This is a genomic window from Streptomyces sp. NPDC001604 (genome assembly GCF_042893475.1).
Lineage (GTDB): Bacteria > Actinomycetota > Actinomycetes > Streptomycetales > Streptomycetaceae > Streptomyces.
Window position 1 is genome coordinate 161529 of record NZ_JBIAUY010000023.1, and the last position, 20305, is coordinate 181833.

Annotated in this window: 21 protein-coding genes and 1 pseudogene; 12 read left to right on the plus strand and 10 right to left on the minus strand. The window is 70.6% G+C overall.

The features are described 5' to 3' along the window. Nucleotides 1-38 precede the first annotated feature (38 nt). From ACFY1E_RS41765 to ACFY1E_RS41800, 8 genes are all read right to left on the minus strand, one after another. On the minus strand, nucleotides 39-671 hold the full coding sequence (locus tag ACFY1E_RS41765) for an aspartate/glutamate racemase family protein (protein ID WP_389086159.1): 633 nt from the start codon (nucleotides 669-671) through the stop codon (nucleotides 39-41). Nucleotides 672-708: 37 nt separating this feature from the next. Continuing rightward, complete coding sequence (locus ACFY1E_RS41770) at nucleotides 709-1062, minus strand: GNAT family N-acetyltransferase (RefSeq protein WP_389086161.1); 354 nt, start codon at nucleotides 1060-1062, stop codon at nucleotides 709-711. Nucleotides 1063-1097: 35 nt separating this feature from the next. Next, a complete protein-coding gene (gene panD, locus ACFY1E_RS41775) occupies nucleotides 1098-1517 on the minus strand; it encodes an aspartate 1-decarboxylase (protein WP_099932992.1) in 420 nt (139 codons plus the stop codon). A gap of 258 nt (nucleotides 1518-1775) precedes the next feature. Continuing rightward, on the minus strand, nucleotides 1776-2435 hold the full coding sequence (locus tag ACFY1E_RS41780; protein WP_389086163.1) for a nucleotidyl transferase AbiEii/AbiGii toxin family protein: 660 nt from the start codon (nucleotides 2433-2435) through the stop codon (nucleotides 1776-1778). Beyond that, nucleotides 2432-2794, minus strand: coding sequence for a hypothetical protein (locus tag ACFY1E_RS41785; protein ID WP_389086166.1), 363 nt, complete (start codon nucleotides 2792-2794; stop codon nucleotides 2432-2434). Before ACFY1E_RS41785 ends, ACFY1E_RS41780 begins: the two co-directional genes overlap by 4 nt. A 1275-nt stretch (nucleotides 2795-4069) precedes the next feature. Then, nucleotides 4070-5824 carry an aldehyde dehydrogenase family protein gene (locus tag ACFY1E_RS41790; protein WP_389086168.1) on the minus strand — a complete coding sequence of 585 codons (1755 nt, stop codon included), beginning with the start codon at nucleotides 5822-5824 and terminating at the stop codon, nucleotides 4070-4072. After that, the gene (locus tag ACFY1E_RS41795; protein ID WP_389086170.1) at nucleotides 5770-6060 is read right to left on the minus strand and encodes a hypothetical protein; all 291 of its coding nucleotides are present in this window, start codon (nucleotides 6058-6060) and stop codon (nucleotides 5770-5772) included. Before ACFY1E_RS41795 ends, ACFY1E_RS41790 begins: the two co-directional genes overlap by 55 nt. Then, on the minus strand, nucleotides 6057-7325 hold the full coding sequence (locus ACFY1E_RS41800; protein WP_389086172.1) for an aspartate aminotransferase family protein: 1269 nt from the start codon (nucleotides 7323-7325) through the stop codon (nucleotides 6057-6059). The genes ACFY1E_RS41795 and ACFY1E_RS41800 overlap by 4 nt, the downstream gene beginning before the upstream one ends. 276 nt (nucleotides 7326-7601) lie before the next feature. Between ACFY1E_RS41800 and ACFY1E_RS41805 the strand changes: the two genes are divergently transcribed. Then, nucleotides 7602-9305, plus strand: coding sequence for a PucR family transcriptional regulator (locus ACFY1E_RS41805; protein ID WP_389086174.1), 1704 nt, complete (start codon nucleotides 7602-7604; stop codon nucleotides 9303-9305). Here the strand turns inward: ACFY1E_RS41805 and ACFY1E_RS41810 are convergent. Then, nucleotides 9293-9451, minus strand: a complete 159-nt coding sequence (locus ACFY1E_RS41810; RefSeq protein ID WP_389086177.1) for a hypothetical protein — start codon at nucleotides 9449-9451, stop codon at nucleotides 9293-9295. The genes ACFY1E_RS41805 and ACFY1E_RS41810 overlap by 13 nt on opposite strands. Here ACFY1E_RS41810 and ACFY1E_RS41815 point away from each other — a divergent pair. Continuing rightward, a pseudogene (locus tag ACFY1E_RS41815) lies at nucleotides 9392-9931 on the plus strand (NAD(P)-dependent oxidoreductase). The gene ACFY1E_RS41810 and the pseudogene ACFY1E_RS41815 overlap by 60 nt on opposite strands. Here ACFY1E_RS41815 and ACFY1E_RS41820 read toward each other — a convergent pair. Beyond that, nucleotides 9895-10656, minus strand: a complete 762-nt coding sequence (locus ACFY1E_RS41820; protein ID WP_389086179.1) for a FadR/GntR family transcriptional regulator — start codon at nucleotides 10654-10656, stop codon at nucleotides 9895-9897. The pseudogene ACFY1E_RS41815 and the gene ACFY1E_RS41820 sit on opposite strands and share 37 nt — an antisense overlap. Before the next feature lie 309 nt (nucleotides 10657-10965). On the opposite strand from ACFY1E_RS41820, the gene ACFY1E_RS41825 reads away from it, so the two are divergent. The 10 genes from ACFY1E_RS41825 to ACFY1E_RS41870 all read left to right on the plus strand — a co-directional run. Then, nucleotides 10966-12330 (plus strand): ABC transporter substrate-binding protein, encoded by a 1365-nt coding sequence (locus tag ACFY1E_RS41825; protein WP_389086182.1) that lies wholly within the window; start codon nucleotides 10966-10968, stop codon nucleotides 12328-12330. Then, nucleotides 12327-13241 carry a carbohydrate ABC transporter permease gene (locus ACFY1E_RS41830; RefSeq protein ID WP_389086184.1) on the plus strand — a complete coding sequence of 305 codons (915 nt, stop codon included), beginning with the start codon at nucleotides 12327-12329 and terminating at the stop codon, nucleotides 13239-13241. The genes ACFY1E_RS41825 and ACFY1E_RS41830 overlap by 4 nt, the downstream gene beginning before the upstream one ends. 103 nt (nucleotides 13242-13344) lie before the next feature. Further along, on the plus strand, nucleotides 13345-14199 hold the full coding sequence (locus tag ACFY1E_RS41835) for a carbohydrate ABC transporter permease (protein ID WP_389086187.1): 855 nt from the start codon (nucleotides 13345-13347) through the stop codon (nucleotides 14197-14199). 8 nt (nucleotides 14200-14207) lie between these two features. Then, nucleotides 14208-16211, plus strand: coding sequence for a hypothetical protein (locus ACFY1E_RS41840; protein WP_389086190.1), 2004 nt, complete (start codon nucleotides 14208-14210; stop codon nucleotides 16209-16211). After that, nucleotides 16208-16555 carry an L-rhamnose mutarotase gene (locus tag ACFY1E_RS41845; protein WP_389086192.1) on the plus strand — a complete coding sequence of 116 codons (348 nt, stop codon included), beginning with the start codon at nucleotides 16208-16210 and terminating at the stop codon, nucleotides 16553-16555. Before ACFY1E_RS41840 ends, ACFY1E_RS41845 begins: the two co-directional genes overlap by 4 nt. 39 nt (nucleotides 16556-16594) lie before the next feature. Then, nucleotides 16595-17500, plus strand: a complete 906-nt coding sequence (locus tag ACFY1E_RS41850; RefSeq protein WP_389086194.1) for an amidohydrolase family protein — start codon at nucleotides 16595-16597, stop codon at nucleotides 17498-17500. 139 nt (nucleotides 17501-17639) lie between these two features. Next, complete coding sequence (locus ACFY1E_RS41855; RefSeq protein ID WP_389086196.1) at nucleotides 17640-18683, plus strand: zinc-binding dehydrogenase; 1044 nt, start codon at nucleotides 17640-17642, stop codon at nucleotides 18681-18683. Then, nucleotides 18680-19441, plus strand: coding sequence for an SDR family oxidoreductase (locus tag ACFY1E_RS41860; protein WP_389086199.1), 762 nt, complete (start codon nucleotides 18680-18682; stop codon nucleotides 19439-19441). The genes ACFY1E_RS41855 and ACFY1E_RS41860 overlap by 4 nt, the downstream gene beginning before the upstream one ends. Continuing rightward, nucleotides 19438-19941, plus strand: coding sequence for a PfkB family carbohydrate kinase (locus ACFY1E_RS41865; RefSeq protein ID WP_389086201.1), 504 nt, complete (start codon nucleotides 19438-19440; stop codon nucleotides 19939-19941). Before ACFY1E_RS41860 ends, ACFY1E_RS41865 begins: the two co-directional genes overlap by 4 nt. A 36-nt stretch (nucleotides 19942-19977) precedes the next feature. Then, nucleotides 19978-20305, plus strand: a 328-nt coding sequence (locus ACFY1E_RS41870) for an aldo/keto reductase (protein WP_389086204.1), incomplete at its 3' end; no start/stop codon positions are given.

Sequence of the window (20305 nt, forward strand, 5' to 3'; positions counted from 1 at the left end):
CTCACCCGCCCGCGGGACGGCACGCCGTCCAGGTGGTCCTACCGGGCGCGCACCGCCCGGGCGCCCGCAGCGAGGCCGGGACGCGGGCTGGACAGCACCGGGACCGCCGTGGTCGTCAGCTGCTGGGCCGGGGCCATGGAGCCCTGGGCGAGGACGATCGCGTCGGCGCCGGTGACCGCGTCGGCCGCGGCCGCCACGAGACGGGCGCAGCCCTCGCCGTCACCCACCGCGAAGCGGTCCCAGGCACCCTCTACGAGCCGCGTCCGCACCTCCACTGGACGCCCAACGCGACGGGCCTCCTCCTCGATCAGGGCCACCGTCGGCCCGAAGGTGCTCTCCACGCTGGCGAGCACGACGATCCGCGAACCGGCGGCCACCGCGGCGGCCGCCATCGGACGGTCGCTGCGCAGCACCGGCACGCCGGGGGTGGCCGCCTCCGCGACGCCGCCGATGGTCGAGCAGGTGCACAGAACGGCCCGCGCACCCTCGCCGACCGCCTCGTCCAGCGCGGCCCGCACCTCGTCCGCCACCGCCTCGGGCCCCTCGCGGCGGGCCCGGGCCAGCAACTCCTCATTGACGAAGTGCCGCAGTTCCAGACCTTCGTGGTCCTCGTCGCGCAGGGCCTCGAAGACGGGGATGTGCGCGGGCGAGGTGTGCAGGAGGGCGAGCATGCGGCGGCAGGCCTTTGTGAGGGGGGATACGGCGGGCTCAGAAGCGACCGGGGTGCGCCACCAGCCACTCCTTCGCCGCCCGCAGCAGCGCCCGGTCGGCGGCCGGGGCCTCGTCGGGGTGGCGTTCGGCCCACTTGGTCACGTACGGGCACAGCGGGGCGACGACGACGCCCTCGCGCCCGGCGATGGCGTACAACTCGCGCGCCAGCGAACCGGCGATGCCCTTCCCCTCGTGGGCCGGTTCCACGATCGTGTGGACGGGGACCAGGGCGCGCTCGGGCGATTCGAGGACGAAGTACTCGATGTGGCCGACGACTTCGCCGTCCGTACCGTCACCGATGGCCTCCAGGCGGCCCGCCGCCCGGTCGTCGCGGATCTCGATGTCGCTCATGGGCACGCTCCTGGTTCCAGGGGTCCGAGTGTGGATCAGGCCGGTACGGCCTGCGGGCTGCGCTCCTGGTCCGAGCCCGGTACCGGCTCGGACGGGTCCGCACCCAGGGCCACGATGCGGTTGTCGCGGTCCACGTGCACGACGCGGGGTTCCAGCGCCCGCGCTTCGGCGTCGGTCACCTGAGCGTAGCTGATGATGATCACCAGATCGCCGGGGTGGACGAGATGGGCGGCGGCCCCGTTGATCCCGATCACACCGGAGCCGCGCTCGCCCTCGATGACGTACGTCTCCAGGCGGGCGCCGTTGGTGATGTCGACGATGTGCACGAGCTCGCCGGGCAGCAGGTCGGCGGCGTCGAGGAGATCGGCGTCGATGGTCACCGATCCCACGTAGTGCAGGTCGGCCTGGGTGACGGTGGCGCGGTGGATCTTGGACTTGAACAGAGTACGCAGCACTTTGGACTCCTGTTTGACGGCTCCCTGCCTGCTTTGTGCAGGTCAAGGGCGGAGTCGACTGTACACCGGGACACGCCGGTCGAGAATTGTGAGGAACATCGCTCCGCTCGGGCGAGACGGCTTCACGCCTGGGCTTTCGCGCCGCACCGGCGTTTGTTCAGGCAATCCTCCAGGAAAGCCCGGCGACTCATGCTGACCGGATGCTGACCTACCTGATGAGCCATCAAAGATGCGGAGACCGCTCCTGCTGACCGCCTCTCAGGCGTTCTCGTCATGGATCCGCGCACCCAGATCCTCTGCCCACTCCAGCGCCCACGCCTTGAGTTCTTCGATCTGCCGGGAGGTAAGCCCGTACGCGGTGTAGTCCTCGTCCTCGTACCAGTCCGCGCCGATGAGCCGGTCCCGGAGGTCTTCGAGGCTGAACTCGTCGTGAGCGCGACGGCGGCCCAGGGATTCTAGGTCGGCGGTGGAGCGGTGGCGGGAGGCGGCCTGGACGTCGATGAGGTCACGGACGGTGCCGCGGTCGGCAAGGGCACGGACCTTGGTGCCGATCACGTCATCGAGGGAAAGAACGGGGCCGTAGGGGGTCTGAGCGGGCGGAGCCCAGAACGCCTCCTTGAGGACGTCGACCTCGCACTCCTCGTCGGTGTCCGGATCGGTAACGAGGAAACGGCCGCTGAGCGGATCAGTCTGGACGTGGGTGGTCCGCCATCCGCGCGCGCCGAGACCCGCTGTGAGGGAGGCGACGATCTCCTGCATCGGAGCGGGGTTCTCGGTGGCGACGTCGAGGTCGCGGCTGAAGCGTTCGACCAGGCCGTGGGCCTGCACGGCGTATCCGCCGGTGAGGACCAGGGGGTAGGGGGAGCCCAGGTCGAGGATGTCGGCGAGGAGACGTTCGTGGAGCGGAGTGAGCTTCACGCGGCGGTCGTGCCGGCCGGAGCGGTGCGGAGCAGCTCGGGGAAGGCGTCCTCCCAGACCTCGCGGATGTAGGGACTGATCAAGCGCCGCAGCACGGGCCACTGCTCGGTGAGCAGCCGGTGGTGCAGGAGGGCCACCAGGTCCTCGCGCAGTCCTTCGGCGAGGACGGTCCGGTAAAGCGTCATGCGGGACTTCGGACGGTCCAGGCTGTAGCTCGTCCGCCCGGACCACACGATGTGGAGCGGCAGGTCGACGTTGCCCTCGACGGGGCCGGCCAGCTCCTGCAAGCGCTCGGGCAGTCGACTGCGGTAGCGGTCCCGCAGCACCTCGGCGCGGGGAGCGGTGATCGTCGGGTCCATGCATCCAGTATCGCTGCCGGGAGGCGGCGGTATGGCAGATACAGGGCTCTTCCGTCGTACGTACGGGTCGGGCGCCGCCCGTCCCTCCCTCGGACGCTCATCATGGCCTACCCCGTATAGCCCCCCCTGTCGGCGTAGCAACCGGCTGCCCGGCCGACCTGGGACCAGCCCCGCTCGCGGGCGCGGGTGATCGTGGCACACAGGTCAAGTGGAGGACCGCCGCGATGGAGTCGGCTGCGGCTTCCGTCTCGGCATCGGGAATGACGACGGTCCCGAACCCGAGGCCCATGGCGCTGGCGCAGTGGACGAGAAGGGCACCCGGCGGGCGATGATCAGGGTGCATCCTTGAGCCCTTCGAACGAGGCTTGAGGGCTTTCTACCCAAGGGGTGCTACAGGATCGGCGCGCACGGGCCCGCCGTTGGACCCCTACCATCGCCGAAGGCCGCGTTCGCACATCAGGCGCACCCCCAAAGCGTCAGAGGACCCCGGACCGCATGAGGCGTCGACCGCCTCACCAGGCCAGCGCAGCCCCTCTCTGAGCGTCCCGGACCCGAATCGTGTACGGGTGCGGGCATCGGGTCGGCCTGGAACAACCGCGCACCTTGAAGAACGCCCCCATCCCAGGGGCCAGCTGTCGAGCCACGCATCAAGCCTTCCGAGCAGGGCGGACGGCGCAGCACGGCCTGCCGCGGGGGCCGCCAGCAAGCCGGACATCATCCGGTCCGATGCTGACCTTTTGCTGACCCTGAGGCGGCAATCAGGGCCCTGAACTGCGGAAACACCCAAACGCTAGATCTTGGACTTGAACATGGTGCGCAGCAATTCGTAACTCCCTGAACTCGGCTCCCTGCCCGCTTCTCGCAGGTCAAGGGCTGTTCTTCAGCCTACAGCGGCTCTCCCTCGGGTCAGCCGCGACGGCGAGCGTGACCAGCGTAGGGACAGGGGCGTCGGCGTGCAGCGAGATCCCGGTCACGTCGGATAGCGCCCCCCGGGGGACGTCCTCAGCCTCGGAGAGGACGGCGGGAGATCACCTGGGGAAGTCTGCCCGCCTTCCAGTAGCCGTCGAGGAGCTCGAGCAGGCGCTCGGGATCGCGGAAGGCGAACGTTCCCAAGTGGAGCCGTGCACCTGTGTCCAGGCCCCGCGTCACGTCGGCCACCTGGTCAGCAAGCTGGGACGCTTCCTCGCCCGATGCTGACCGTTTGCTGACCCGCGCGGGGCTGTAAAGTGCCGCCGACAGGACGCGGGTGTGGTCGGACCGTGGGCGTCACCCCCGTCATCGCACGGGCACCGCGAGGTACTGGTACTCCAGGAACTCCTCGATCCCGACCCGGCCGCCCTCCCGGCCCAGCCCGGACTGCTTGACGCCGCCGAACGGGGCCGCCGGGTTGGACACCAGGCCGGTGTTCAGGCCGACCATGCCCACCTCCAGGCGTTCGCTGACCCGAAGCGCCCGGTCCAGGGCCTCGGTGAACAGGTAGCCGACCAGGCCCCAGGGGGTGTCGTTGGCGCGGCTCACGACTTCGTCCTCGTCGTCGAAGGTGAGGATCGCCGCGACCGGGCCGAAGATCTCCGTGTCCATCAGTCGGCTGTCGGGGGCGACGTCGGTGAGGACGGTCGGCGGGTAGAAGCAGCCCGGGCCTTCGGGGGTACGGCCGCCGACAAGTACCCGGGCGCCGCGGTTCACCGCGTCGGCGACCAGTTCCTCGACCTTGGTGCGTCCGGCCCCGTCGATCAGGGGGCCGACGTCGACGCCGTCCCGGGTGCCGGGGCCGACGACGAGGGCGCCCATGCGTGCGGCGAGCCGCCGCCCGAACTCCTCCGCCACCGACCGGTGCACGAAGAACCGGTTCGCGGCCGTGCACGCCTCACCCATGTTGCGCATCTTGGCGACCGTCGCACCGTCCACAGCTTTGTCCAGGTCGGCGTCATCGAACACGATGAACGGGGCGTTGCCGCCCAGCTCCATCGACGTCCGCACGACCGTGTCGGCGCACTGCGCGAGCAGCAGCCGTCCGACGGCCGTGGAGCCGGTGAAGGACAGCTTGCGGATCCGCCCGCCGCGCAGGAGCGGTTCGCACACCTCCCCCGCACGGGAGGTGGTGACGACGTTCAGGACGCCGTCCGGCAGGCCCGCCTCCTTCAGGACGGCGGCCAACGCGAGGCTGGACAAGGGGGTTTGCGGGGCGGGCTTGAGGATCATCGTGCAGCCCGCCGCGATCGCCGGGCCGATCTTGCGGGTGCCCATCGCCAGCGGGAAGTTCCACGGGGTGATCAGCAGGCAGGGGCCGACCGGGCGGCGGGAGAGCAGCATGCGGGTCCGGCCGTCGGGAAGGACGCCGTATCCGCCGTCGATGCGGACCGCCTCCTCCGAGAACCAGCGGAAGAACTCGGCGGCGTAGGCCACTTCGCCCCGCGCCTCGGCGAGCGGCTTGCCCATCTCGGACGTCATCAGGTGCGCGAGTTCGTCGGTGCGGGCGAGGATGATCTCGTGCGCGCGGCGCAGGATCTCGCTGCGGGCCCTGGGCGCCGTGCGGGCCCATTCCTGCTGGGTGTTGACGGCCGCGTCCTCCGCGAGCCGTGCGTCCTTGGGACCGGCGTCGGCGACATGGCAGAGGATCTCGCCGGTCGCGGGGTCGTCCACCGGCATGACGGCGCCGTCCGAGGCGTCCACCCAGGCACCGCCGATGAACAACTGCGTGGGGGTGTCGGTCATGAGGTATCTCCTGCTCGGTCGGCAGTGGGGTCGTAGTTCCGCGAGGTGCAGGGCATGGACGCCTCGGTCACCGGCGAGGTGGTCGATCTGGGTGGCGCAGCTGAATCCGATCATTCCGCCGAGGGTGCAGCGGCCGTGTGAGGACGGGTCGGGGCCGAAGGTGAGCCCGTGCGGGGCAGCGGCGCCGCGCAGCACGTCGAGGACCACGCCGGCCTCGACGTGCGCGGTGCCCGTCTCGGCGTCGATGTCCAGGATCCGGTTCATGTACTGGGGAAAGTCCAGGACGACACCGAGTCCCACCGCATTGCCTGCCATGCCGATGCCGCCACGCGCGCGGTGACCGGGACGCCCGCCTTGCTGCAGGCCCTGAGCACCGCGACGACGTCGGCGGCGGAGCGCGGGTAGGCCACGGCGCGCGGCGGCAGACGGTAGTTCGAGGCGTCGTGGGCGTGGGGACCCGTGGCCCCCGAGCCGGTCTCCACGCGCAGGCCGGGGGCTGTAGCGGCGAGCGACGCGACGAGGGGCTCGAGAGCCGTGGTGGTGCCGGTCATCGAACCGAGGCTCCCGATGTCCCGGCCTCCACCGCGGTCGCCCACGCCCGGAGGCCCTCGTCCACCGCCGTCTCGTCGATCACCAGCGCCGGGATCATGCGCACGACCTGGTTCCAGGCCCCGCACAACAGCAGGAGCAGTCCCTCGTCGACGGCGGCGCGCTGCACCCGGGCGGCGGTCTCCGGGGCGGGGCTGCCGTCCTCGGTGACGAACTCGGTGGCCAGCATCAGCCCGAGGCCACGCACGTCCCCGATGCCGGGCGTCCGGTCGGCCACCGCCTCCAGGCCCTGTCGAAGCCGTGCCCCCATCGCCTCGGCGTTCTCGACGAGCTTCTCGTCGCGGACGACGTCGAGGGTGGCGCAAGCGGCCGCGCAGGCGACGGCGTTGGCGCCGTAGGTACCGCCCTGCGAACCCGGCCACGCCTTGTTCATCAGCTCTTCGGAGGCGGCGATCCCGGACAGCGGGAAGCCGCTGGCCAGCCCCTTTGCGGTGATCAGGATGTCCGGGGTGACCCCGAAGTGCTCGTGGCCCCAGAAGCGGCCGGTGCGGCCGACGCCGGTCTGCACCTCGTCGAGGATCAGCAGGAAGCCGTGGCGGTCCGCGCGCTCGCGCAGGCCCTCCAGGAAGGCGCGGTTGGCGGGCACGTAACCGCCCTCGCCGAGCACCGGCTCGACGATGATCGCGGCCGTGTCGGCGGGCGCTGAGATCGTCTGGAGCGTGTGGTCGAGCTCCTGCAGGGCGAAGCGCGTGGCGGCTGCCTCGTCCCAGCCGTAGCGGTAGGCCGACGGAAAGGGGGTGACGACCACTCCGCTCATGAGCGGGGAGAAGCCCGAGCGGAAGCGGGTGCCGGAGGTGGTCATGGACGCGGCGGCGACGGTACGGCCGTGGAAGCCTCCGTGGCAGACAACGACGTTGGGGCGGCCGGTGGCCTGGCGGGCCAGCCGCAGCGCGGCCTCCACGGCCTCGCTGCCGGAGTTGGTGAAGAACAGGCTGTCCAGACCGGCCGGCAGTACCTCGCCGAGCTTGTCCACGAGCCGGCGCAGCGGCCGGTGCAGGACCGTCGTGTACTGGCCGTGGATCAGCGAGCCCACCTGCTCCTGCGCCGCCGCCACGACCTTGGGGTGGCAGTGGCCGGTGCTGGTGACGCCGATACCGGCGGTGAAGTCCAGGTAGCGGCGGCCGTCCTCACCGTAGAGGTGGACGCCCTCGCCCCGGGCCGCCACGACGGGGGTGGCCTGGCGAAGGTGCGGCGACAGTGCGGTCATGTTCATCTCCCGGCCGTGTTGCATGGGGTGCGCGACCTGCGTGGTCCGCTCTGCACTCCGAGCATCCCGGCCGCCTTCCGGAGCGACAACGCATGATGTGTCCACTGAGGGGACGGTGACCGGACGTTGTGTCAACCTCGTGGGCCGACAGACCCGTTCCTCGCCGCGGCAACCGCCGCAGAGCGCCTCTTGCGCAGGTCAGCAGCGCTTGTCAGAGTGACCGGGCGCTCCCCGAGCCCTCGGCCCCGTTCGAGCATGGGCCCCCATGGAGACACCGTGAACGACAACCGCCCTACGGCTCGTCCGACGGAGAGGGCCGTCCTCGCCACCACGGCCACCGGCCACGCGCCCACGGTCGCCGATGTGCTCGCGCTTCCCGTCCTGGCGGCCGGACAGCCCCAGGTCGTCACGGGCGTCACCCACCTCGACCGGCCGGTGCGCTGGGTCCACATCACCGAACTGACAGACCCCGCCTCTTTCCTCAAGGGCGGCGAACTCGTCCTGACCACCGGCATGCCCCTGCCCGACGACTCCGCGGGCGTGCGCCGGTACGTCGACGAACTCGCCGATGTCCGAGCGGCCGCCCTGGTGATCGAGCTCGTACGGCGCTATCACCGCCCGCCCGAAGTGCTCGTCCGCGCCTGCCGTGCCCGCGGTCTCCCGCTGATCACCCTTGCCGAGGACGTCAACTTCCTGGAGGTCACGCAGGTCGTCCACTCCCTCATCCTCGGCAGCCAGGCCGAGGCGATGCGCCGGACCCAGCGCATCCACGAGGCGTTCACCGCGCTGACTCTGCGCGGGGCGGGAGCGGGAGAGGTGGTACGCGCGGCTGCCGAGATGAGCGGCCACACGGTCGTCCTGGAGAACCTGATGCACCAGGCACTGATCTGCGAGCCCTCCGGCAGCACGGTGGAGGAGGCGCTCACCGGCTGGGAGCAGCGTTCCCGAGCGATCCCTTACGACGAGTACGACGAGTACGACGAGTCGAAGACCGACGGCAGCGGTACGACGGACTGGCTCGTCGCCTCCGTGGAGTACAAGGGCGAACGCTGGGGCCGGCTGGCCATGCTCCCGGCCCCAGCCGACGGACCGGCGTTCGGACCGGAGCACTTGACCGTGCTGGAGCGGACGGCGATGGCCCTGACCGTCGCCCGCCTCATCCACCCGACGCCCTGGGAACGCACAGCCCACCGGAACGCCCTGCGCGACTTGGCCGGACAGCGCCACCGCTCCCCCGCGGACGCCCGTGCCCGCTGCACCGCACTTGGCCTGCCCACGGAGGACAGCCGGTACCGCGCGATCCTCGTCGGCCTCGGCACGAGCACCATGGACGAGGGCGCGTTGCTGGAGGCCCATCTGTCCCAAGAGCTGCGGGCAACAGGGACTCAGGCACTCGTCGGCGAACTTGCTCCCGGCCGAGTAGGCGTGCTGCTGGCCCTGCGCCCCGGCCGGCCGTGGCGACCAGTCGTGCAGCGGTTGAGCGATGCCGCGCGGGCGGCAACACCGCAGGCGACCGTGACCGTCGGCTCGGAGGTCACGGATCTCCACGACAGCGCCCGCTCCTTCCGTGAAGCGTCCCGCGTGGCCGAGGCCACCCCGCCCGGCCAGCCCCTCCCTCCGGACCGCTCCTTCCACGAGCTGTCCGACATCGGGCTGCGCCGCCTCCTGTACGCACTCCGCGAGGACACCCGTATCCAGGACTACGCCCGACGGCGGCTCGGCCACCTCGTCGACCACGACATCCGGCACGGCACCGATCTGCTGACGACACTGCGTCACTATCTGGACGCGGCGGGGAAGAAGACGACGGCCGCACGCCGAGGCGGGGTGTCGCGGGAGACCGTCTACCAACGTCTGCGCACCATCGAACGCCTCCTGGACTGCGACCTCGAATCCGGCGAGCAGCGCGCTGAACTGCACGTGGCGCTCACCGCACTCGACGTCGTCAGATTCCGCGCGGCAGGCGGTCATGGGACATAGATCTGCTCCCCGCCCTGGCGGACGATCCGCACGATGTCCTGACCAACGCCCGCGAGGTCCACGAGCAGCCGACCGCCGAGTACGTCCTGGGCCTCGTCCTCGCCCTCGCCCTCGCCAAGGACTTCCCCGGCACCTGGGAGCACCATTGGCGCCGCGAGTGGCGTCCGCGCCCCGGTGACGGCATCACCGGACGCACCGTGCTGGTCTGGGGGACGGGGCCGATCGGCCGGGCCATCGCCCGGCTGCTGCGCGCCGCCGGGATGCGGGTGAGCGGTGCGGGCCGCAAGTCCCGCGCGGACGACCCGACTTCGGCACGGTCCACAGTGCGACGACCCTGCGCTCCGCCCTGACGGATGCGGACTACGTCGTCCTGGCCGCCCCCCCTCACCCGGGACACCCGGGGCATGGTCGACGCCCCCGTGCTCGCCGCCATGAAGCCGGGGGCGCGGCTGATCGACGCAGGCCGTGGCGGTCTCGTCGACGAGGAGGCGCTGGTCGACCACCTCGCCGCCGGACGGCTCGCCGGCGCAGCCCTGGACGTGTTCACCCAGGAACCGCTGCCTGCCGAATCTCCCCTGTGCAACACAGGTCATCCGAACAGGCGGCGCTGGATCTCCCGCCGGTAGTCCTCCAGCGTCCGGTCGAGGTGCGCGGCGGTGGCCTCTGCGGCCTCGTCGGGGCGGCCGTCGCGAATGGCGCGGTAGATCGCCTCGTGCTCCTCCACCGCCGCCGGGGTGCCCTCGCCGAAGGCGTCGTGGATGCCGATGGCGCTGGACTGGCGCTGCAGCCGGCGGGCGTCACGCACCGCACTGCCGAGGAACGTGTTGTGCGAGGCCGCGGCCACCGCCTCGTGGAAGTCGTCGTCGGCCTGGTTGAAGACGTCGATCTCGCCATGGACGTACCCGCGCCGGCACTGCTGCATGGCGACCTCGACGGTGCGCAGTTCGGCGGGCGTGGCCCGGGTGGCCGCGAGTCTGGCGGCGGCCGTCTCCTGAACCCTTCGGAACTCGAACAGCATGAGCACGTGATCCAGGTCCACGGGACGGAAGAAGCCTCCCCAGCGGCTGGTGATCAGCATGCCGTCGTCGTTCGCGACGAACAGTCCGCGCCCCTTGTGCGCCCGCACCCGGCCGAGCGCCGAGAGGACCTTCACGGCTTCCCGAACCACCGCTCGGCTGGTGTCCAGCCGCTGAGCCAGGTCGTTCTCCGTGGGCATCCGGTCACCCGGGGCCAGTCGGGCCTCGGCGATGAACTCGAGGATCCGCTCCGCCACGACCTCGTATCCGGGCCGGTAGTCGCGCCGCTCGTCCGCGCTGTTCACCACCACTGCCACGGCGGGCGTGTCCTTCATATGTGCTGCCTCCGGGTGACTGCGAGGACGGTGACTGATCGGCCCTGAAGCCGCGGTCATCGTACAGCAGAGCACGATAAGTAGTACTCATCGTGAACCTTGATTCCCTTGAGATGTATCTCCATATGCGGCTTAAGTACCGATTCACCTGCTCATGGCGCCTCCGATCGACACCACAGCGGCCACGTGCCGCTCCAAAAAAAGACATACCCACCCCTTGACGGGCCTCGCGATATGGCGGCTAATTTCTTCGCAGCGGTAATGACAGAGCCGCCAGCCGCCCTTCATGGAAACCGAGTGGAGTCGCTCATGTCCGTCTACAAGCCTTCGACCGACCAGGAGACAGGGAACAGCAGGACACGTGCCGCGTTGCTGGCCGGCTGTGCGGCCACCGTGCTGCTGACCGTGACCGCCTGTGGCGGCAGCGGCACCACCGGCGGCACCACCAAGGACGGATTCACCCAGGCCGCCCAGGACAAGGGGGCGTTGACCGTCTGGGTGGACGCGACCCGCTTGGCCGCCGCGAAGCAGTACCAGGCGTCGCACCCGGGCGTGAAGCTGCACATCGTCAGCTACGACGGCGACGCCAACGGGTCCAACTACCTCCAGACGAAGGTCCAGTTGTTCAACCGCACCGGCAAGGGCTGGCCGGACGTCGTCTTCAGCTCCCAGAACAACGAGGCGAGCTGGGCGGTCGACCAGAACTTCGCGGCCCCGCTGAACAAGGGTCTCATCCCGGACGCGATCCTCGGCGGGTTCGCCAAGGGCGCCAACGACGTCTGCACGGTGGACGGGACCCTGTACTGCCTGCGCAACGACCTCTCCCAGGCGGTGCTCTGGTACAACGCCCCGCTGCTGAAGCAGTTCGGCTACACGGTCCCGACGACCTGGGAGCAGTACCAGGCGCTCGGCGAGAAGGTCGCCAAGGAGCACCCCGGCTACCTCGTGGGCGACGCGGGTGACACCTTCACCCCCGAGATCTACATGTGGGCGAGCAAGTGCGGCGCCAACCACATCACCGGCCCCAAGGCCGTGTCGGTCAACACCACCAGCGAAGCCTGCACCAAGATGGCCAAGCTGATGGACGTACTGATCAAGAACAAGTCGATGTCGATCAGCGGCGTCTTCAGCACCGACTTCGCCAAGAACAAGGCCCACAAGGTCCTGCTGATGCCGGGCCCGGCGTGGTACGGCGGCGCGGTCTTCCAGAGCGGGCTCAAGACCCCCGCCAAGCAGATCGCGGTGGCGCCCATCCCGCAGTGGCAGGGCGACACCTCACCCTCCACCGGCAACGTCGGCGGCGGTACCTGGCTGCTGTCCAAGCACTCCACGCACCTCAAGGCGGCCACCGACTTCCTGAAGTGGGTCACCACCGACAACGCCTACCAGGGCGCGAAGGCCCCCGGCTTCCCGGCCTACGCACCCGCCGCCGAGAACTGGCTCAAGGCACAGGCCGCCTCCGGGTACTACGCCGGTGACCTCACCCCCCTCAAGGACGCCTCCTCGCAGGTGTGGTCCGACTGGGGCTCGGGCCAGTTCAGCCAGGAGGCGATCTGGGCCGCCACCGTCAAGCCCGGCCTGACGCAGGGCAAGACCATCGAGTCGATGCTGCCCGCGTGGCAGGACTCGATCGTCAAGTACGCCCAGGCCGACGGATACAAGGTCGCCAAGTGACTTCCGCGCACTCATCGGCCGGCTCTGTCCGGGGGCGCCCTCGCGGCACCTCCCGGCAGAGCCGGGCCGGCGTGGCATTCGTCGCCGGCTACGTACTGCTGCTGATCGCCTTCGGCGTCCTTCCGACCTGCTACGCGATCTACTTCGCGTTCAGCGACGCCTCAGGCGCCTTCACCGGCTTCTCCAACTTCGTCACCACGGCACAGGACTTCCGCTTCGTCGACTCCCTGGGCCATGTGGCCCTGTACCTGGTCTTCTGGCTCCTGTCGCTCGTCGTGTTCGTGGTGGTCCTCGCGCTGCTCCTGCACCGGCTGTCCTCCGGACCGCTCAGTCAGGCACTGCGCTTCCTCTACTACATCCCCGGAGCTCTCGCCGGCGCCGCGAGCGTCCTGGTGTGGCTGTTCATGCTCGACCCGACGGTCAGCCCGGTCAGCTCCCTCCTGGGGACGCTGGGCTTCCACACCTTCGGCGAGGTCATCGCCCCCGGCAACCTGGCGCTGCTGTTCACGATCATCGCGTTCTGGACCGGCGCGGGCGGCTGGATCGTCGTCATGTACGGCGCCCTCAACAACATCCCCAAGGACGTCATGGAGGCCGCGCGCATCGACGGCGCGAACGGCTGGCAGACCGCCTGGCGGGTGCAGATCCCCATGCTCCGCAAGTGGATCGTGTACATGGTGATCCTGGCCTTCGCGGGCGGCGCCCAGCTCTTCGTCGAACCGCAGCTGCTCTCCCTCGCCAGCACGGGCGTGGCCGGCCGCGACTACTCGCTCAACCAGCTGACGTACGACTTCGCCTTCCAGATGAACAACATCAACGGCGCCGCCGCCGTCTCGGTGGAACTCCTGGTCGTCAGCGTGTCGGTCGCCGGTGTCTTCGTCGCACGATCGGGGTTCTTCGATGCCGACTGACACACGATCCACCCCTCCTGCCGCCGCTCCTCGCACGAAACGGGACCGGACGGTCAAAAGCCGGAGCGGGGAACCGCGGCAGCGCCACCGGCCTCCTGGCCAGGTGACGTCCCGGGTGCTGGCGGGCTCGGTGCTCACCGTCTTCGTGGTGTTCTTCGTGCTCCCGGTGATCTGGCTGCTGCTCGCGGCGACCAAGACGGACCAGCAGCTGGTCCACGACAACCCGCTGTCCTTCGGGTCCTGGCACGCGCTGACGGCCAACTGGCACGCGCTCACCGCCTTCCAGGACGACGCCATCCTGATGTGGCTGCGCAACTCCGCCCTCTACGCCGCGATCTCACTGGTCATCACGCTCTGCCTGGCCATACCGGCCGGGTACGCGCTGGCGATGACCGAGTTCCGCGGCCGGCACGCGCTGCTGGTCGCGACCCTGGTCGTGATGCTGATGCCGAACGCCACGCTGGTGGTGCCGCTGTTCCTGGAGATCAACGCGGTGCACCTGATCGGCACCATGTGGTCGATCATCCTGCCGTACTCGTTCTACCCGTTCGGGGTGTACCTGACGTACATCTACTTCACCACCGCCGTGCCCAAGGACCTCCTGGCCGCGGCGCGGATGGACGGCTGCTCCGAGTTCGGCGTCTTCCGCCATGTGGCGCTGCCGCTGGCGACCCCCGTGATCGCGCTGGTCGGGTTCTTCAGCTTCGTCGCCAACTGGACGAACTACTTCCTCCCTTACGTGATGCTCCCCGAGAGCGACCAGATGCCCATCCAGGTGGGCGTCGGCAGTCTGCTCAGCAATGTGCCGTCGTTCAACCCGACGGTCGGCAACCTCGCGATCGAACGCCCGCAACTGGCACTGGCCACGCTCGTCGCCATCACACCCGTCCTTGTCGTGTTCCTGTTCGCCCAGCGCTTCCTGGTCAGCGGAATGCTCGCCGGCGCCACCAAGGAGTGACCGCTCTCATGCCCTTCGACTCTCACCCCGACCCCCACGCCGAGGACACCCCGCCCTCCGTACTCGACGTCCGGGCCACGGTGCCGCTGCTCGAACCCCCGGGCTGGGCCGTCGCCCAGCGCGCGCTGTTCGACCTGCTCGACCACGCCTGGCGCCGCTTCGAACGCGACTTCACCGGCCCCGACGGACGGCTGAACTACAACGGGCCGCTGACCACCCGCGACGGCGTGGACGACTTCTACGAGGTGTTCTTCAACTGGCCCCAGCTCTACCTCCTCGGCGGTGCCGACGACCTCCTGCCCGCCAGCGAGAAGCACTGGGAGGGCGTCACCAGGCAGCTCACCGAACTGAACATGCTGCGTGACGAGTACGAGCGCGGCTACGACTGGTTCCACCAGGGCGAGAGCCTGCTGCTGCTGTACTTCCTGTGCATGGCCGCCCCCGACCGCTGGCGTGAGCGCGCCCTGCGCTTCGCCGAGTTGTACGTCGACCCCGCCAAGGGCAACTACGACCCCGAGCACCGCATCATCACCCGCCCGCACAACGGTAGCGACCCCGAGCGCACCGGCCTGTTCGACGGCGACGTCTACCCCTGGCTGCTCAAGGAGGCCGAGACCTACGGATTCCCCCTCGAATGGATCCCCGAGGCCGCCGACGGCCCCTTCCCGCTGTCGGCGGACCCGCGCCTCGGCGACCAGATGCGCGACCGGATGGGCGTCGGCGACACCGCGGTCAACCTCGCCGCTGCCGGACTGGTCCTCAACGCCTGGATCCTGTCCGGCGAGGAGCGCTACCGGGACTGGATCGTCGAGTACGTGGGCGCCTGGCGCGAGCGCACCCGCGAACACGGCGGCCTGATCCCGGACAACGTGGGCCTGGACGGGGTCGTCGGCAGCCTCCTGGAAGGCCGCTGGTACGGCGGCCACTACGGCTGGTCCTGGCCGCACGGCTGGCACAGCCTCGGACACGCGGCCTGCGTGGCGGCGCTCGCGGCGGCCACGGTCACCGGGGACGACGACTACCTCTCCATGGTCGCCACCTCGCTCGACACCCTCATAGGCCACGCCAAGGTCATGCCCCACACCGAGTCCGACTCCAGCCTGCCCTCCAAGTGGGCGGTCGAACTCGGTCCCGACCGGCACACGCCCACGCTCCACCTGCCGTTCCGCCACAACGACTCCGGCTGGTTCGACTACAACCCCTCCACTCCCCCCGTGCCGGTGGCCCTGTGGCACCACACCTCCTCCCAGGCCGACCGGGCCAGGCTGGAAGGACTGCGCGAAGCGGACGGAATCGACTGGCGCACCGTGCGGCCGTTCCGGTCCAAGGAGGACTCCGGTCACGAGAAGGCCTGGTTCGCCTTCCTCGCCGGCGACGACCCCGACTACCCCGAGCGCATCCTCGCCATGGCGCAGGCCCAGGTGCGCCACCGGCTGCGGCGCATCGACCGCTACCGCGACCTGGACGTGCCCGAGGCCGACATCCACGTGTGGCAGCTGTGCAACCCGGTGGTCACCGAGGCCCTCGTGCAGCTGACCTGGGGCGGCCCCCAGGTGCTGTACCAGGGCGGTCTGCAGCAGGCGCGGCTGCGCTACCACGACGCCGACGCCCGCCGCGCCGGTCTGCCCGCGGACGTCGCCGCCCTGGTCACCTCCATCGATCCCGAGGCGACCACCGTCGAACTGGTCAACCTCGCCCCCGAGACCGACCGCACGATCATCGTCCAGGCGGGCGCGTTCGCCGAGCACACCATCACCGGCGTCCGGTACACGACCTGCACGGACGACGGCTGGATCGGCGACATGTACGACTACGGCCACTCCGATCCGGTGGTCTCCGAGACCGAAGCCCCCTGTGACGGCCCGTACCTGACCGTCCGTCTGCCCGCCTCCACGCGCATCCGGCTGACCCTGCGGCTGGGCCTGCGCACCCGTACTCCCAGCTACCGCACGCCGTTCGACACCGCGGCCGAGCAGGCCAACTCCACCGACGCGACAGGGGAATCGGCGTGAAGCGCATCGCCCAGACCATCAGGCTCCGCCCCGAACACCGCGAGGAGTACCTCCGGCTGCACTCCGCGGTCTGGCCCGGAGTCGAAGCCGCGCTGCACCGGGCGAACATCCGCAACTACAGCATCTACCTCCACGGTGACGTGCTGTTCGCCTACATGGAGTACCACGGCGAGGACTTCGAGGCGGACATGGAGACCATCGAGGCCGACCCCGAGACCCAGCGCTGGTGGAAGCTCACCGACCCGTGCCAGGAACCCTTCCCCGACCGGGGCGAGGGCCGCCAGTGGACGGAGCTCCCCGAGATCTGGCACCTGGGCCCGCCCGCCGACGACGCCACTGCCTGACCCGGCCCCGCACCCGCCCGACCCGACTTGGACCACCCCGTGAACGCACCCGCGCTCGTCGACGCCCACCACCACCTCTGGGACCTCGCCCATCGTCCGCAACCCTGGCTCGACGACCCCGACGTGGCATCCATCCGCCGCACCTTCACCCCCGACGACCTGCGCACCACCGCCGCCCACCCCATCGCGGGCCGACGGCTGCACGGCACGGTGGTCGTCCAGTGCATCGCGGAGGTCGCCGAGACCGAGGACCTGCTCACGCTCGCCGAACAGGAGCCGCTGATCCAGGCCGTGGTCGGCTGGGCCGACCTGACCTCCCCGGCCATCGGTGACGTGCTCGACCATCTGATCGCCGGGCCAGGTGGTGGGTATCTGCGCTCCCTGCGGCACCTGGTCCAGGGTGAGACGGACCCGGCGTGGCTCCAACTCCCCGATGTGGAACGCGGTTTGGGGGCGGCCAGGGATCGCGGGCTGGGCTACGACGTACTCGTCCGCGACCACCAGCTCGATCAGGCGATCCGCCTCGCGGAACGCTTCCCCGACCTGCCCCAGGTCCTCAACCACGCGGGCAAGCCGAACATCGCCCGACAGGACATCGAGGGCTGGGAAGGCCAGATCCGACGGTTGGCCGGCCACCCGCACGTGGTGTGCAAGGTGTCGGGGCTGATCACCGAGGCCGACCACACCCACTGGACCACCGCCGACATCCGGCCCGTCTGGGACGTACTGGTCTCCGCCTTCGGCCCGGACCGGCTGATGTTCGGCTCGGACTGGCCCGTCGCCAACCTGGCCGGCGGCTGGAACCGGTGGGCCGCCACCGTGGACGAACTGCTCACCGGCTGGAGCTCCGGCGACGTCCACGCACTCCTGGCCGGCACCGCGACCGAGTTCTACGGCCTGCCCCTTGTCGCCGGGCAGGGCGACACCAACGCCCCGGCGACCTGACCAGTTCCCCTCCCGCGGCGAGAGCCACCGCCGCAGAGCACACGCACCGCACGAACGAGCGCCGGACGCACCACCGCGGATGCCGAGCCACTCGGCATCCGCGGGCACCGGTCCGCGCTGAAGGGACCCTGATCGCACGATGACACTAGCCGTCCGTTACCTGTCCGCCCGCACTCTGGACACGGCGCCCGCTGCCACGGCGCCGCCGGGACCCGGTGAGGTGGAACTGGCCCCCGCCTACGTCGGTATCTGCGGTACCGATCTGCACATCTTCCACGGTGACATGGATGCCCGGGTGGCCGCGCCGGCCGTCCTGGGCCATGAGATGTCCGGCCGGGTCGTGCGCGTCGGGCCGGGCGTGGAGGGCTGGCAGCCCGGTGACGCGGTGACCGTGATGCCGCTGCGCTGGGACGACACCTGCCCGGCCTGCCGCAAGGGCCACCGGCACATCTGCCAGCACCTGGACTTCATCGGCATCGACTCGCCGGGCGCGATGCAGCAGCGCTGGACGGTGCCCGCCGCCACCCTGATACGGCTGCCCGACTCGATCCCCCTGGACCGGGCCGCGCTGGTGGAGCCCACCGCGGTCGCCGTGCACGACGTGGGCCGGGCCGGGGTGCGCGAGGGCGAGAAGGTGGTGGTGGTCGGGGGCGGCCCGGTCGGCGTTTTGATCGCGCTGGTGGCGCGGGCCGCGGGGGCGGAGGTGCGGGTGGTGGAGCTGAGTGCCCACCGGCGGCTGCTGGCCGGGGAGCTGGGGCTGAGCGTGTGGGACCCGGCCGCCGAGGACGTGGCCGAGCTGGTGCGGGAGTGGACCGGGGAGGCGGGCGCGGACGTCGCCTTCGAGGTCTCCGGCGCGGCGGGCGGCGTGGAGATTGCGGTCGAGGTGCTGGGGGTGCGGGGCCGTCTGTGTCTGGTCGCGATCCACCCAAAGCCGCGTGAGGTGAACCTGCACCGCTTCTTCTGGCGTGAACTCACCCTGGTCGGGGCCCGGTTGTATGAGCGTTCCGACTTCGAGAAGGCGGTGACTCTGGTGGCGGAGGGGACTGTGCCGGCCGAGCGGCTGATCAGCAAGGTCGTGCCGCTCACCCAGGCGCCGGCCGCGTTCGGGGCGCTGGAGGGCGGCGGTGACGTGATGAAGATCCTGGTGGACTGCACCGACGAGGCTCAGGAGGCCGCGGTATGACCGCCTTCGACCTGACCGGGCGGCTCGCCGTGGTGACCGGGGCGCGGCGTGGCATCGGGCGGGCCATGGCCCGCGCGCTCGCCGAGGCTGGCGCCGACATCATCGGCGTGAGCGCCTCGCTGGAGTCTTCTGGCAGCGCGGTGGAGAAGGATGTCACCGCGGCCGGGCGCAGTTTCGAGGCGATCCGCACCGACTTCGCCGACCCGGAGGCGGTGCGGGGGCTGGGCGCGGACCTGGCCGGGCGGGAGCGGCCGGTGGACATCCTGGTCAACAACGCGGGCACGATCCGCCGCGCCCCGGCCGCCGAACACGCGGACGCGGACTGGGATTTGGTGCTCCAGGTCAATCTGAGCGCGCAGTTCGCGCTGGCCCGGGCGGTCGGCGCGTCGATGGTGGCCCGCGGCCGGGGGAAGGTCATCTTCACCGCGTCGCTGCTCAGTTTCCAGGGCGGTATCACGGTGCCCGGCTACACGGCCGCCAAGCACGGTATCGCGGGTCTGACCAAGGCGCTGGCCAACGAGTGGGCGCCGCACGGGGTGAATGTCAACGCGCTGGCGCCGGGCTACATCGCCACCGACAACACCCAGGCGCTGCAGGACGATCCGGTGCGCAGCAAGGCGATCCTGGACCGGATCCCGGCCGGCCGGTGGGGGAAGGCGGACGACCTCGCCGGGGCCACGGTGTTCCTGGCCTCGGACGCGGCCGCCTACATCCACGGCACCGTCCTGCCCGTCGACGGCGGATGGCTGGGCCGATGACCGCCGACCTGTCCTCGGTTCTGGCCGGAGCCCGTCTCCTGCCGGTGCTGACCGTGCCGTCCGCCGCGAGTGCCGACCCGCTGGCCGAGGCGCTCGCGGCGGGCGGTGCGCGCTGCGCGGAGGTCACCTTCCGCACCCCGGACGCCGAGCAGGTCGTGAAGGACCTGCTGCCCGATGCGAAGGTCCTGGCGACGACCCTGCGTGAGGTGCCCTCGGCGGGGGTGAACGACGGGACGGCCGCGGCCCGATCCGCCGAGACCGGATGCGTCACCGGGCCCCGCATGCCCGGCCTGCACGTCCTGGACCGCATCGGCTCCGGCGACGCCTTCGCCGCCGGACTGATCCACGGCCTGCTCACCGGTCACTCCCTGGAACGCGCCCTCGCCTACGGCACCGCCCACGGCGCCCTGGTCATGACCACGCCCGGAGACGTCTCCATGGCCACCCTCGCCGAGGTCGAGGCACTACTCGCCGGCGGCTCGGCCCACGTCCGACGCTGACCGGCGTCCCCCCGACCCCCCTCCCAGGAGCACGTCTTGCACCACCGGAAGATCCAGAACACGCCGGTCACCGTCACCGACCTCGGCTTCGGCGCCTCCGTGATCGGCAACCTCTACCGCGTCACCCCGGCGGACGAGGCGACAGCCGCCGTCGACGCCGCCTGGGAGGCGGGCATCCGCTACTTCGACACCGCACCGCACTACGGCCTCGGCCTCTCCGAACGCCGCCTCGGCGCCGCCCTGCGCGACCGGCCCCGCCAGGAGTACGCCATCTCCTCCAAGGTGGGCCGCCTCCTCGTCCCCAACGAACGGCCGCGGGGCGTCGACGACGAGGGCTTCGTCGTACGCGACGACCTGCGCCGGC